Source organism: Caballeronia sp. AZ7_KS35 (assembly GCF_023631045.1).
Taxonomy (GTDB): domain Bacteria; phylum Pseudomonadota; class Gammaproteobacteria; order Burkholderiales; family Burkholderiaceae; genus Caballeronia; species Caballeronia zhejiangensis.
In genome coordinates this window covers 37537-51405 of record NZ_JALQDV010000019.1, presented here as the reverse complement: position 1 = coordinate 51405, position 13869 = coordinate 37537, and the positions used below count along the sequence as shown (strand labels likewise).

The following is a 13869-nucleotide window of genomic DNA, read 5'->3' as shown; positions in this document are numbered from 1 at the left end:
GGACCGTGAAACGACTCCACGCCGATGATAGTGCGGATACCCGTGTGAAAGTAGGTAATCGTCAGGCTCCTCATGCTCCAAACAAAAACCCCACCCCAAAAAGGTGGGGTTTTTGCGTTTGAAGCGCGGTATCTGCAAATCCGCGAAGTGCGCGTTGCGCAAGCGCTAGAATCTCTCTACAGCTTTTCAAAAAGTACGGAGCGCCGTCGACTTCCCATGCTACGTCTAAGCGAACTCAAGCTCTCGCTCGATCATCCCGAATCGGCTATCGAAACTGCGGTTCTCGCGCGTCTCGCGGAAATCGGCGTTGGCGCGAACGAACTCGTGAGCTTTCACGTATTTCGCCGCGCACACGATGCCCGCAAGCGCGCCGATATCAAGCTCACCTACATCATCGATGTCGAGTTGCGAGACGAAGCGTCGGTGTTGAAGCGACTGGAAGCGCATCCGCATCCGCACTGCGGCGTGACGCCCGACATGGCGTATCGTTTCGTCGCAAAAGCGCCGGCGCAATCGACGATGCTGCGTCCCGTCGTCATCGGCATGGGACCGTGCGGGCTTTTCGCCGGATTGATCCTCGCGCAGATGGGTTTTCGGCCGATCATTCTCGAACGCGGCAAAGCGGTGCGCGAGCGGACGAAAGACACGTGGGGCCTCTGGCGTCGCAACGAGCTCAATCCGGAATCGAACGTGCAGTTCGGCGAAGGCGGCGCAGGCACATTCTCGGACGGCAAGCTCTACAGCCAGATCAAGGATCCCAAACATTACGGCCGCAAGGTGCTCGACGAGTTCGTCAAAGCTGGCGCGCCGGAAGACATTCTGTATTTGAGCCGGCCGCACATCGGTACCTTCCGGCTCGTGAGCATGGTCGAGAAGATGCGCGCGCAAATCCATCAGCTTGGCGGGGAAGTGCGATTTCAGCACCGGGTTGAAGACATCGACATCGATAACGGCAAGGTGCGCGGGCTCAAGCTTTCGACGGGCGAAACGCTGCGCTGCGATCACGTCGTGCTCGCCGTCGGTCACAGCGCACGCGATACGTTCGAGATGCTGCACGAACGCGGCGTCTACATGGAGGCCAAGCCGTTCTCGCTCGGCTTCCGGATCGAGCATCCGCAAGGCGTGATCGACAGAAGCCGCTTCGGCAAATTCGCCGGCCACGAAAAGCTCGGCGCCGCCGACTACAAAGTGGTCCATCACTGCAGCAATGGACGCGCGGTCTATAGCTTTTGCATGTGCCCGGGCGGCACGGTCGTCGCGGCGACGTCCGAGCCGGGCCGCGTCGTGACGAACGGCATGAGCCAGTATTCGCGCGCCGAGCGTAACGCGAACGCGGGCATCGTCGTCGGCATTACGCCGGATGACTACCCGGGCGGCCCGCTGGCCGGCATCGCGTTTCAGCGCAAGTGGGAAGAGCGCGCGTTCGAACTCGGCGGCGGCGACTACTCCGCGCCGGGGCAACTCGTCGGCGATTTCATCGCGGGGCGCGCATCCACTTCGCTCGGTTCCGTGGCGCCGTCCTACAAGCCGGGCGTAAAGCCGACCGATCTGAGCACCGCGCTGCCCGATTACGTGATCGAAGCGATTCGCGAAGCGTTGCCCGAGCTCGACAAGAAGATCAAGGGATTCGCGATGCACGACGCAGTGTTGACCGGTGTCGAGACGCGCACGTCGTCGCCGATCCGCGTGCGTCGCAAGGACGACTATCAGAGCGTCAATGTGGAGGGGCTTTATCCGGCGGGAGAGGGCGCGGGCTACGCTGGGGGCATTTATTCGGCTGCGATCGACGGCATCGAAGTGGCGGAAGCCGTCGCGTTGCAGATGATGGCGCAACACGCCGAGACGGTCTGATCGTCCGCGCTCCCAACGAGGTCGCGAACATGCCATCCGATGCGCTTCTCGTCACCGATCGAGCGGCTGCTGTCGTCTTGCCGAAGCAGCCGTTCGTCGATTGGATCAACCGCGCCGATCCGGCACCAGATCCGCAGCGTCCCGTTCTTTTCGACGAGGCGCGCGACGACCCAAACACGTTCCTGATTCCATGCGGAGGCGACGATGTTATCGAGTCCGCCGAAAAATGGATCAACCGAAACTGGCAGACGATCTTCGACCAGATGCTCGACGACCGGTACACGGACGACGCATTGTGGCCGCAGAAGCGATCGCTCAAACTCTTTCGCGAATGGCGCGAAGTGCGGCTTCACGGCACGGTGTTCGACTGCTCGGACGAGCCAATCCAAATCGACCTCGGACCGGCCTGATCGAAGAAAAACGCGCCGGAACACGGCGCGTTTTTTTCACCAAAATAGAAGCCTCAAGTCACCACACCCACCTGCCAAGGCACGAACTCACTCTGCCCATACCCGTGGAGTTCGCTCTTCGACGCCACGCCTGACGCACAGTCGAGCATCATCTGGAAGATTTCGTCTCCGAGTTGTTCGATGGTCGCGGAGCCGTCGATCACGCCGCCGCAATTGATATCCATGTCCTCTTCCTGGCGTTCCCACAGCGCGGTGTTCGTCGCCAGTTTGAGCGACGGCGACGGCGCGCATCCATAAGCCGAACCGCGTCCCGTCGTGAAGCAGATCAGATTTGCGCCCGATGCAACCTGGCCCGTCGCCGACATCGGATCGTAGCCGGGCGAATCCATGAACACGAAGCCTTTCGCGTCGATGCGCTGAGCGTACTCGTACACTTCGACGAGATTCGTTGTCCCGCCTTTCGCGACCGCGCCGAGCGATTTCTCGAGGATCGTCGTCAATCCGCCGACCTTGTTGCCTGCCGACGGATTGTTGTCCATCGCCGCGCCATTGCGCGCGCAGTATTCTTCCCACCACTTGATACGCGTGAGCAGTTTCTCTCCGACCTCGCGGCTCACCGCGCGGCGCGTCAGCAGATGCTCCGCGCCATACACTTCCGGCGTTTCGGAAAGAATCGCCGTGCCGCCATGCGCGACGAGCTTGTCGACCGCCGCGCCCAATGCGGGATTCGCCGAAATGCCCGAATAGCCATCCGACCCGCCGCACTGCAAACCGACGATCAGGTGCGACGCCGGCAGCGGCTCGCGCTGCACGCGATTGGCATCGGCGAGCATTTCCTTCACCAGCGCGATGCCGCGTTCGATCGTCTTGCGCGTGCCGCCGCTATCCTGAATCGTGAAGCTCTTCAGATGCGAACCGTCCTTCAGCCCGCTCGATTCGAGCACACCGGAAATCTGATTGGTCTCGCATCCCAGACCCACGAACAGCACCGAATGAAAATTCGGATGCACCGCGTAACCCGCAAGCGTGCGCCGCAAGATGCCGAGCCCTTCGCCCTGCATGTCGATGCCGCATCCGAGACCGTGCGTCAGCGCGATCACGCCGTCGACGTTCGGGTAATCCGCGAGCGCTTCCGGATGCACGTCGCGCCGGAAATGATCGGCGATCGCGCGGGCGACCGTCGCCGAGCAGTTCACGCTCGTCAGCACGCCGACGAAATTGCGCGTGGCGACGCGGCCGTCCTCGCGGCGGATGCCCATGAAAGTCGCGGGCTTGTCGACGAACGGCGTCGGATGCAGATCGACGCCGAACTCGTGCTCGCGCGCGAAATCGGCCATCGACAGATTGTGCGTGTGGACGTGCTGCCCGCGCGCGATCGCTTCCTTCGCCACGCCGATGATCTGGTTGTAGCGCTTCACGGGCGCGCCCGCCGCGATATCGCGCGTCGCGATCTTGTGGCCCGGCGGAATCAGCCCGGCGACGACGAGATCCTCCGACGCGATCCGCGCGCCGGAGAGCAACTGACGCGTCGCGATCACGACGTCGTCGTTCGGATGCAGCCGGATGACCGCATGGTCGGTGGATGTGGTGGACATGGTTTTGTTCTCAGACTCAGACCGTGGAAGGTGCGCGACCGTCGTCGCGCCGGGCTTGCTCTTCTTCGGCGCGATTGAGCGGTTCGATCTTGCCGACAATGAAAAGATAGCTGAACGCGCCGAGGAAGCAGAAGCCGCCCGCGACGCACAGCGGAATCACGAATGAGCCCTTGGTGATCGCGAGCATCACGCCGGTGAACGTGGTGATGACGATGCCCGCCAGATTCGACGCGAAATTCTGGATGCCGCCGATCGACGCGACGTGATCCGGCGTCGGCGCGACGTCGCTCGGGAGCGACCAGATCGATGCAGCGGCGAACGCGAGACTCGCGTAAGCGATGCCGAAGAACGCGAGCATCAGATAAATGTTTTCGACGAACGCGCACAGCGTGATGACGGACGACATCAGCATGCCGCCGACCATGCAGGTCTTGCGTGCGGCGGTCAGGCTCCAGCCGCGCTTGAAGAGCGAATCGGAGATGAAGCCGCCGAGCCAGCCGCCGGGAATCGACATCAGCGCGGGAATCGTGCCGAGCGTGCCGAGCGATTTCAGCGAGAAGCCGTGCGCCTGTACGAGATAGCTCGGGAACCAGGTGATGAAGAAGTAGATCACGAAGTTCAGGCAGAAGAAGCCGAGCATCATGCCCCACAGCGTGCGGTACTTGAACAGCGACGCCCACGACACCTTGTTCTTCGGCGCAACCGGCACCGGCGCGACATCGGTCTCGCCGGTGAGATCGCCCTTCGACTTGTTACGGTAGATCAGGAACCAGCCGAGAATCCACACGAAGCCGATCACGCCGGTAATGACGAACGACGCTTCCCAGCCGAACGAGCTGATGATGAACGCGACGACCGGAATGGACAGTGCCGAACCCACGCGCGAGCCCGAATCGAAGATGCTGGTCGCGAATGCGCGCTGCGATTTTGTGAACCATTGCGACACGAGCTTCGCGCACGACGGATACGCGCCCGCTTCGCCGACGCCCAGCATCAGGCGGCAGCCGAACATGCCGACGACGCTCGTCGCAACCGCGGTCAACGCCGTGAACACCGACCACCAGCCCACCGCGAGCGGCAATGCGATGCGTGCGCCGACGCGATCCACGAACCAGCCGAACGGCATCTGCATGAGCGCGTAGCTCCAGAAGAAGCCGCTCAGGATGAAGCCCATTTCGGCCGGGCCGATATTGAGCGCTTTTTCGATTTGCGGCGCGGCGACCGCAAGGTTTGCACGATCGATGTAATTGATCGCGATTGCCAGAAAGGCCAGAAATATCACTACCCAACGCATTTTGCGCATCGTTTGTCTCCTCAATGGGGCGGCACTTCAATGTGTTCCAGCTCGATCCGCGATGCCGGCGCGGTGAGCCGTGATTGAAAATCGGTCGGGCCGGTCGTCAGGCGGTTTCGAGTGCGTCGCGAAGACGCGTTTGTTCGATGTCGAGCTTCAGTTCGCGCGCCAGATCGATGACGGGCTGAAAGCGTCGAACTTTCTTCTCGTCGTGATTGCGCGCGATGTCAGCGAGCCGATGGACGAGAAACGGGTTCTCGAAGCGGTCGCGCACGCTCGCGAGGTAGTCGGCCGCAACGTCGCCCTTGCCGAGCGCCGCGAATACGGGAAGCACTTCGTCGCGCCACGTCGCTTCGAGCGGCTCGCGATAGGCCGGATCGCGCATCGCGTCGAGTACGGTCATGTCCGGCGAGCCGTCGCGCGTGCGCCAGATCTGCGCGAGCATCGTGTGGCCGAGATTCAGCATCAGAAGCTTGAGGCGTTCGTAGTGCGCGAGATCGTCGGTGACGACGATGTCCTCGTGCTCGCACGGCAATACCATGCCGTCCTGACGCTCGATCGCCCACAGCGCGTACGGCTCCGCGATCGCGCCGACAGGTTGTATCGGCTCCGACACGATGCGGTCCACTAGCGAATTCACCCACACGCAGTCGTTCGTCAGATAAGCGATGAACGCGTCGTCGACGTTCCAGCCGCGCGCCACGCCGATGACCAGATCGCGCAGCGTATCGCCGTTGCGCGAAACGAGTTCGCAGGGCAGAAGCGTGATCGGCGCGCCGCCGGCGCGATGCCGCGCGTGCAGCAGCACCGCGAGCTTCGCCGCGAAGCCGCGCGGCGTGCGCTGGCCGTCGAGCAGATCGGCGGTGTCTTCATCGAAAAGCGCGTACCCTGCGTCGGCGGTGTTCGAGACGATCACTTTCACGTCGCGCTTCACGCGCTCGATCAGCAAGGGCCAGTCTTCGTTCGCGTGCAGCGCTTCGGTGATGGCGTCGCATTCGACCGTCATATCGATGGTTTCATCGCGCTGACGGCCACGGATGCGCACCGGATAACGCCCGGCGGAGCGCAAGGCCTCGACACGCGCGCGGCTGTCGGCGCTCGACGTCGTCTGGACGACGGTGATCTTGCCGAGCGCTTTCGCCGGATCGCGGCGCGCCGCAACGGTCACGAAAAAATCGACGTGTGCCTGCAAAAAGCGGCTGGTGCCGAATTGAAGAATCGGATTGCTCATCGTCGCGCGCGCTAGGGAGGAATTTGGTCTGGGAACGGTTCCAGATTGCCGTAAAAAAATTGGCCCACCTGGCCTTACCGGATTGCATACTAGTGTCTTGAAATAGAATTGGTCAAGCCACTTGTAAGCAGTCTGCGGACGGCAAACGCCCGCCCCACGGCGCGTCAACCCTTCCACTGATTACAATCCACGTTTTCCCCGAGACGAAAAGCAGGAGCCAGCTCGTGAGCGTCAAACCAGCCGAAACGCGTCGCCTCTATCTACAGATCGCCGACAAGCTGCGCGGGCTGATCGAACAGCAGGATTTCGCGCCGAACGGCCGCTTGCCGTCCGAGCGCGAACTGGCGCAGACGCTCGGCGTGTCGCGGCCATCGGTGCGCGAGGCGCTTGTCGCGCTGGAACTGGAAGGGCGCGTCGAAATTCGCATGGGCTCGGGCGTGTACATCGTCGCGGCGCCGTCGGCGAAGCCGGCGACGAGCGAAGCGGAACTGGGCGAAAGCCCGATCGAGATCATGAACGCGCGCGGCGTAATCGAGGGCGCGATCGCGGCGAGCGTCGCGCCGTTCTCGAAACCGAAAGAGATCAAGGCGTTGCGCGCCGTGTACGAGACGATGGCGCGCGAAGTCGCGAACGGCCAGGTGCCGATGGCGGCCGATCGCGCGTTTCACATCGCGATCGCGCAGATGACCGGCAACGACGTGCTCGTGCGAACGGTCGGCAGTCTGTATGACGAGCGGCATAGTCCGCTGTCATCGACACTGCGTGGGCACTTCGAAGGAGAGGAAACGTGGGCGGCCGCGCTTGGCGAGCATCGCGAGATTCTGGAAGCACTGGAAGCGCGCGACGCCATACAGGCGCAAGCCGCGATGCAGCGGCACATGCGTCAGTCCGCGGCGCGCCTCATGACCAAACGCAAAAGCTGACGCCGGCGCGCGCTCGGAACGCGCACCGGTTTCAGACGCGCGATCGCGTCAGCCCGGATAGGCTTCATCGACCTTCAGACCCGCCAGCTTGAAGATCACGCGCAACGTTTGCGGCGCAATCTCGCGGCGTGACGCGAGCGTCGTCAGGACGAAATCCATCACCTTGGCGTACTTCAGCATGGTCAGGCACGTTTCGATATCGGTGGAGCCGTCGCGCATCGATTCGGCGAGGCGCAACATCTCCACGGAAATCTCTCGTGCCATTTCGAGTTCGAGTTGCTGCTTTTCGCTCCACGCGGGCATCGCGGTCAGTGCCGCGAGCATCTCCTGAAATTGTTTCTCTGCTTTCTTGTCCGGGATCGCATCCATCGCCGTCCTCTCATGTTCATGGCGCCGGCGAGTCGCATTCGCCGCGCTGTGCGTTAGGTGTTACGTAACAAGGTGGGCGCGGGTGACGACGTTCGACGTGTCGAGGCACGGCTTGTTACTGGCTTGTTGCTCCTGCTTGCTGCATCGGTACGCAGCCGCGAGGCCACGCTGTGTCGTCTTTTCCAATGGCCTCATTGTCCGACGATGCACAATCCGTTCCATGCGTTTGCTGCCACGCATTGGCCGATCAGCCGTGGCTGGAACAAGAGCGTCTTCGCGCTTTTGGGTAAACTTCCCCTTTTGAGACGGCAGAACCAGCGGTTAGCGCACATTCGGCGCGAACTGCTCCGCTTTTTTTATTCAACACACCTTCAAGATGACCAGGAAGTCCTCCGCGTCGGCTCCGGGCACACCCGACCCATCCACCAAACACGAGATTCGTCCAGGCCAGTCGATCGAACTGCTGAAGGAACTCCATATCCTCACGCGCGACGGCAAGATGAATCAGGACAGCCGCCGCAAACTGAAGCAGGTCTATCACCTCTATCAGTTCATCGAACCGCTTCTCGCCGAAGTTCACGAGCGCCAAGGGGCCGTATCACTTGTCGATCACGGTGCAGGAAAATCCTATCTTGGGTTTATTCTCTACGATCTCTTCTTCAAGACTCTGCGCGATCGGTCACACATCTTTGGAATCGAGACGCGCGAAGAACTCGTAAAAAAATCGGAAGAATTGGCTGGCCGACTCGGGTTTACGGGGATGTCATTTTTGAATCTGTCGGTGGCCGAATCAATTGATTCAGATCGTCTACCTGATTCGATCGATATCGTCACCGCGCTTCACGCGTGCAACACCGCCACCGACGACGCCATCCAGTTCGCTCTGCAAAAGAAAGCGAAATACATCGTCGTGGTGCCGTGCTGTCAGGCGGAAGTGGCTTCGGTGCTGCGCAAGAACAAGGGCCACTCGCTTTCGAAGAACGTGCTGACGGAAATGTGGCGGCATCCGCTGCACACGCGCGAATTCGGGAGCCAGATCACGAACGTGCTGCGCTGCCTGCAGCTCGAATCGCACGGTTATCAGGTGAGCGTAACGGAACTCGTCGGCTGGGAACATTCGATGAAGAACGAGCTCATCGTTGCGCAATTCAAGGACTTGCCGCGCGGCCGGCCTGCGCAAAGGCTGTCTGACGTGCTGGAAACGCTCGGGCTGGACGAGTTGCGCGAGCGCTTTTTCGCGCCCGCGCACTGATCAGGACTTCTCTTTCATCCACGCTGCGAAGCCGTCGTGCCCGAGACGGCGCAGCGTTTCGATATTGCGTTCGTAGATGTCGGCTGCATCGGGAAATGCAGCCACCGCGCGATCGATGCTCGCTTCGCGGATCAGATGGAACGTCGGGTACGGCGCGCGATTCGTGTAGTTGTCGATATCGTCGGGCCCGGTGCCTTCGAACCGATAGTCCGGATGAAAACTCGCGATCTGCAACTCGCCCGCGAGTCCCAATTGATCGACGAGGCGCTCGGCGAAGAAGAGCGCGTCGTTATAGTCGGCGAAATCGGCGAACGCGTGCGGCGTGATGAAAAGCGTCGTGTCGATTACTTCCGCGTCGGTGTCGCGCAAGAGGCGAAGTTCATCGGTCAGTTCCACGACGAGGTCGTCCACGCCGCGCGCCTCGCTCACCACATAGCGAATCTGCTCTTTGACATGCACGCTCTTCGCGAACGGGCACAGGTTGAGTCCGATCACCGCGCGGGTGAGCCAGTGTCGGGTCGCCGCGATCACTTCGTCGCGGTTGCTGCTGTCATTCATGAATCTTCCTGTTTGCGATGCCCGGCGCAGGCCGCCGCGATCAGCGTGCGCGCGATGCGCGGCGCGGCGAGCAGCGGGCCCGAACCGGGGCCGTAGGTCTGGCTCGTCGCGTAGATGCCGTCGACGAGCAACGCGAGCGATTCCGCCAGCTCGACGGGATTATCCGCTCCGGCGGCCGCCGAAATTTCGACGAGACGGGTCATCAGGTAACTTTTGTTGCGCTCGACCGATTGGCGCGCGGGATGCGCCGGATCGCCGAATTCGCACGCGATGTTCACGAACGGGCAGCCGCGGTAATCGGGCGACGACGCGCGCTTCACCAGATCTTCGAGCGCCTGGACGAGCTGTTTCGCCGGCTCGCCGGGATGTTTCGCGACGCTCGCCTCGAAGCGCCGCCGGAATCTTTCATCCATGCGCTCCAGATACGCGACGACGAGTTCGTCTTTCGACGCGAATTGCCGATACAGGCTCATTTTATTGACGCCCGCCCGCTCGACGACGGCATCGACGCCGATCGCGCGGATGCCGTCGCGATAGAAAAGCTCCTGCGCCGCGTCGAGCAATTGCTCCTGCGCGGTCGCCGCGTCCGTGCGCGCGTTGCGACGGGCGGCGGTTTTCGGCTGATCGGACGTTACTCGGGTCAAGATCGGATCCTCGATGATTTCTGCTGCATGCTTGACATGTTACCGATCGGTAACTAAGCTCGCAACTCTGATGTGACAGAACGGTAACGAAGGTTCTTGCTTGAGATAAAAATCAACCTGACGGAGCAGCGATGAATTGGGTAGCGAGACGGCTGAACGGCCGTATGCATTACGGCTGGGTCGCGGTGGGCGTCGTGTTCCTGGTGTTGCTCGCGGCGGCTGGCACGCGCGCAACGCCGAGCGTCATGATGTTGCCGCTCGAAAAGCAGTTCGGCTGGTCGCGCGGCACGATTTCGCTGGCGATCTCGATCAATCTCGCGCTCTACGGTCTCGCGGGCCCGTTCGCCGCGGCCGCGATGCAGCGTTTCGGCGTGCGCCCGACCGTGCTGGCCGCAATTGCGACGCTTGCCGCCGGCGTCGGCATTTCGTCGATGATGACCGAGCCGTGGCAAATGGTGCTCGTCTGGGGCGTGATGGTCGGCAGCGCGACGGGCGTGGCCGCGCTCACGCTGTCCGCGACGATCGTGAATCGCTGGTTCACGACGCATCGCGGTCTCGCGATGGGCATTCTCACCGCGAGTTCCGCGACCGGCCAGCTCGTGTTCCTGCCGTTCCTCGCTTCGATCTCCGAGCATTACGGCTGGCGTCCGGTGGTGTTCGTCGTCGCGGCGGCGGCGGCGATCGTGTTGCCGCTCGTCGCGTGGCTGCTGCCCGAGCGCCCGGCCGATCTCTCGCTGCGTCCGGTCGGCGAGACCGCCGACTTGCCGCCCGGCGCGCTCCCGCCGCCGAAAAATCCGATCAAGGTCGCGTTCGGCACGCTCGCGATGGCCAGCAAGACGCGCGATTTCTGGCTGCTGTTCTTCAGCTTCTTCGTCTGCGGCGCGAGCACGAACGGTTACGTCGGCACGCATCTGATCGCGATGTGCTCCGACTACGGCATGACGCAAGTGCAGGGCGCGACGCTGCTCGCCGCGATGGGCATTTTCGATCTCTTCGGCACGACGCTCTCCGGCTGGCTTTCCGACCGTTTCAACTCGCGCGTGCTGCTGTTCTGGTACTACGGCCTTCGCGGGCTGTCGCTGATCTATCTGCCATATGCGTTCGGCATCGATTTCTTTGGCCTGCCGCTCTTCGCCGTGTTCTACGGGCTCGACTGGATCGCCACCGTGCCGCCGACCGTGCGCCTCGCCACCGATGTCTACGGCAAGGAATCGGCGCCGATCGTGTTCGGCTGGGTCGTCGCGGGCCATCAGCTCGGCGCGGCGTTCGCGGCGCTCGGCGGCGGCATGCTGCGTTCGAGCCTCGGCAGCTATACCGTCGCCACGATGATCTCCGGCGGCCTTTGCCTCGTCGCCGCCGTGACGGTGCTGCGCATCAATCGCGCGGGCCGGACGATGGGCGTCGCCGCGACCTGACGATCTGCACGCGCGCGCGAGCTTGTTTATCCTTGTCGCGTTGAACGGCGCGCATCTTTGCCGATGCGCGCCGTTTGTCTTTCATCACGCCAACGAGGACCAACATGAGCACGAAACCCGCTCCGACCGATGTCGACATCCACGAACTGATCGCCGGCCGCTGGAGCCCGCGCGCCTTTTCCAATGCGCCGATCGAGCGCACGACGTTGCATCGCCTGCTCGAAGCGGCGCGTTGGGCGCCGTCGTCGAACAATTTGCAGCCGTGGCGTTTCATCGCGTTCGATCGTCATCGCGACGAAGCCGCGTTCAAGCGCGCGTTCGATACGCTCGCGCCGTCGAATCAGAAATGGAACGTGAACGTGCCGCTGCTCGTCTGCGTGACGGCCTCGACGCTCACGCCGAAGGGCGACGCGAACCGCACCGCGACTTATGACACCGGCGCGGCCGCGATGGCGCTGGTGCTTCAGGCGCACGCGCTCGGACTCGCGACGCATCAGATGGGCGGCTTCGACCGCGACGCCTTCCGTCAGGCGTTCTCGGTTCCCGCCGATGTCGAGATCATCGCGATGATCGCGATCGGGCATCACGGCGACGCAAGCGAGCTCGACGACGCGCTGCGCGAGCGCGAAGCGGCGCCGCGCGCACGCAAGACGCTGGCTGAAACGGCCTTCGAAGGCGCGTGGGACAAGGCGTTCAAGTAAGCGCGGTCAGTGCTCGTCCGCCGCCGACAGCGGACGAGCGACATCTTCGAGCGATTTGCGCTCCGCCGCGACGCCCCAGATTCCGGCGACGACCGCCGCCGCGATCATCAGCAGCGAGCCGATCAGATAGCCGACGAACACAGGGCCGCGCTCGTGCGTGTCGATCAACTGGCCGAAAAGCGTCGGCCCGATAATGCCGCCGAGCGCCGTGCCGAACGCGTAGAACACGGCGATGGCGAGCGCGCGAATTTCCAGCGGGAACGTCTCGCTCACGGTCAGATACGCGGAACTTGCCGCCGCCGACGCGAAGAAGAAAATCACCATCCACGCGATGGTTTGCGTCGTCACGGTGAGCATGCCGTGCATGAACATCCAGCCGCTCACCGTCAGCAGCACGCCCGAGATCGCATACGTCGACGCGATCATGCGACGCCGTCCGAGCACGTCGAAAAGCCTGCCGAGCAGCACCGGACCGAGAAAATTCCCGGCGGCGAACGGCAGCACGTACCAGCCGATGTGATCGCCCGGCACATGATAGAAATCGGTCAGCACGAGCGCGTAGGTGAAGAAAATCGCGTTGTAGAAGAACGCCTGCGCGGTCATCAGCACCAATCCGACGAGCGAGCGGCTGCGATGCGCCTTGAACAGCGTGTGGACGACTTCGCGGATCGGCGTGCCATCACGCGCGTGCAGACGCAGCGGCTTGACGGGCGTGTCGGGAATCTCGATGCCGTGCTGCCGGAAATGCGCCTCGATTTCCTCGACGACGTGCCTCGCCTCGTCCGCGCGATTGTGCGTGATGAGCCAGCGCGGGCTTTCCGGCACCCACATGCGCATGAAGAGAATCGTGAGCCCGAGCGCCGCGCCGATCAGAAAGCACGCCCGCCAGCCCCAATCGGGCGGAAGCAGCGCGGGATCGAGCAGCACGATCGAGCCCGCCGCGCCGATGCCCGCGCCGACCCAGAACGTGCCGTTGATCGCGAGATCGGTCCAGCCGCGCAGGCGGGCGGGCGTGAATTCCTGAATCGTCGAATTGATCGCCGTGTATTCGCCGCCGATGCCCGCGCCCGTCAGAAAACGGAACAGTACGAACGTGGCGAGATTCCACGAGAACGCGGTCGCGGCGGTCGCGGCCACGTACAGAAAGAGCGTGATGAAGAACAGCTTGCGCCGGCCGAGCCGGTCCGTGAGCCAGCCGAACCCGAGCGCGCCGAGCACCGCGCCCGCGATATACGCGCTGCCCGCGATACCGACATCGGCATTCGAAAACTGCAGCGCCGGGCTCGATTTCAGCGCGCTCGCGACCGCGCCGGCGAGCGTCACTTCGAGGCCGTCGAGCAGCCAGGTGATGCCGAGCGCAAGGACGATCAGCGTGTGAAAGCGTCCCCACGGCAGGCGATCGAGCCGCCCGGGCAGATCGGTTTCGATGATGGCCGGGCGATCGCTGGCTGTATCGCTCAAACGGGTCTCCCGTGGCGTGGCGGTTTCGTTCATGCGTCCGGAGCGTGCTCTCGAAATCAAACAAATTGCCGCGAGGCGAGCAAGTTATATTCCGCTTTTGTCGAATAAACTCAATGGTTTAAAAATATCTGAAATGCGGTTGATGCGCCCGCGCGAACGTGTTAA

General features: G+C 62.7%; 13 protein-coding genes. 6 read left to right on the top strand and 7 right to left on the bottom strand.

Annotation, left to right across the window (positions count from 1 at the left end):
- Positions 1 to 216: 216 nt before the first annotated feature.
- Positions 217 to 1851: an NAD(P)/FAD-dependent oxidoreductase gene (locus NCT05_RS15080; RefSeq protein WP_250435243.1), complete on the top strand. Its 1635-nt coding sequence runs from the start codon at positions 217 to 219 to the stop codon at positions 1849 to 1851.
- 77 nt (positions 1852 to 1928) lie between these two features.
- Positions 1929 to 2261 (top strand): hypothetical protein, encoded by a 333-nt coding sequence (locus NCT05_RS15075; RefSeq protein WP_244807658.1) that lies wholly within the window; start codon positions 1929 to 1931, stop codon positions 2259 to 2261.
- Positions 2262 to 2314: 53 nt separating this feature from the next.
- On the opposite strand, the gene NCT05_RS15070 is transcribed toward NCT05_RS15075, so the two are convergent.
- The 3 genes from NCT05_RS15070 to NCT05_RS15060 form a co-directional block, all read right to left on the bottom strand.
- Positions 2315 to 3856 (bottom strand): UxaA family hydrolase, encoded by a 1542-nt coding sequence (locus tag NCT05_RS15070; protein ID WP_008344367.1) that lies wholly within the window; start codon positions 3854 to 3856, stop codon positions 2315 to 2317.
- Positions 3857 to 3872: 16 nt separating this feature from the next.
- The gene (locus NCT05_RS15065; RefSeq protein WP_008344369.1) at positions 3873 to 5159 is read right to left on the bottom strand and encodes an MFS transporter; all 1287 of its coding nucleotides are present in this window, start codon (positions 5157 to 5159) and stop codon (positions 3873 to 3875) included.
- A 97-nt stretch (positions 5160 to 5256) separates the two neighbouring features.
- Positions 5257 to 6381 carry a mannitol dehydrogenase family protein gene (locus NCT05_RS15060; RefSeq protein WP_034473910.1) on the bottom strand — a complete coding sequence of 375 codons (1125 nt, stop codon included), beginning with the start codon at positions 6379 to 6381 and terminating at the stop codon, positions 5257 to 5259.
- Between the two features lie 224 nt (positions 6382 to 6605).
- Between NCT05_RS15060 and NCT05_RS15055 the strand changes: the two genes are divergently transcribed.
- Positions 6606 to 7304 (top strand): FadR/GntR family transcriptional regulator, encoded by a 699-nt coding sequence (locus tag NCT05_RS15055; protein WP_008344373.1) that lies wholly within the window; start codon positions 6606 to 6608, stop codon positions 7302 to 7304.
- Positions 7305 to 7352: 48 nt separating this feature from the next.
- On the opposite strand, the gene NCT05_RS15050 is transcribed toward NCT05_RS15055, so the two are convergent.
- Positions 7353 to 7673 carry a hypothetical protein gene (locus NCT05_RS15050; protein WP_008344375.1) on the bottom strand — a complete coding sequence of 107 codons (321 nt, stop codon included), beginning with the start codon at positions 7671 to 7673 and terminating at the stop codon, positions 7353 to 7355.
- A gap of 376 nt (positions 7674 to 8049) precedes the next feature.
- Here NCT05_RS15050 and NCT05_RS15045 point away from each other — a divergent pair, with 376 nt between their 5' ends.
- Positions 8050 to 8925, top strand: coding sequence for a class I SAM-dependent methyltransferase (locus NCT05_RS15045; protein WP_008344377.1), 876 nt, complete (start codon positions 8050 to 8052; stop codon positions 8923 to 8925).
- Here the strand turns inward: NCT05_RS15045 and NCT05_RS15040 are convergent, their stop codons facing one another.
- Together NCT05_RS15040 and NCT05_RS15035 are read right to left on the bottom strand one after the other, a co-directional pair.
- Positions 8926 to 9483, bottom strand: a complete 558-nt coding sequence (locus NCT05_RS15040) for a DUF1415 domain-containing protein (protein WP_250480701.1) — start codon at positions 9481 to 9483, stop codon at positions 8926 to 8928.
- Complete coding sequence (locus NCT05_RS15035) at positions 9480 to 10127, bottom strand: TetR/AcrR family transcriptional regulator (protein ID WP_175983101.1); 648 nt, start codon at positions 10125 to 10127, stop codon at positions 9480 to 9482. The genes NCT05_RS15040 and NCT05_RS15035 overlap by 4 nt, the downstream gene beginning before the upstream one ends.
- Before the next feature lie 131 nt (positions 10128 to 10258).
- On the opposite strand from NCT05_RS15035, the gene NCT05_RS15030 reads away from it, so the two are divergent.
- Together NCT05_RS15030 and NCT05_RS15025 are read left to right on the top strand one after the other, a co-directional pair.
- Positions 10259 to 11542 (top strand): MFS transporter, encoded by a 1284-nt coding sequence (locus NCT05_RS15030; RefSeq protein WP_033536108.1) that lies wholly within the window; start codon positions 10259 to 10261, stop codon positions 11540 to 11542.
- Positions 11543 to 11646: 104 nt separating this feature from the next.
- Positions 11647 to 12243 carry a nitroreductase family protein gene (locus NCT05_RS15025; protein WP_250440230.1) on the top strand — a complete coding sequence of 199 codons (597 nt, stop codon included), beginning with the start codon at positions 11647 to 11649 and terminating at the stop codon, positions 12241 to 12243.
- 6 nt (positions 12244 to 12249) lie between these two features.
- Here NCT05_RS15025 and NCT05_RS15020 read toward each other — a convergent pair whose 3' ends face one another.
- Positions 12250 to 13737 (bottom strand): MFS transporter, encoded by a 1488-nt coding sequence (locus NCT05_RS15020; RefSeq protein ID WP_175983103.1) that lies wholly within the window; start codon positions 13735 to 13737, stop codon positions 12250 to 12252.
- Between the last annotated feature and the right edge of the window lie 132 nt (positions 13738 to 13869).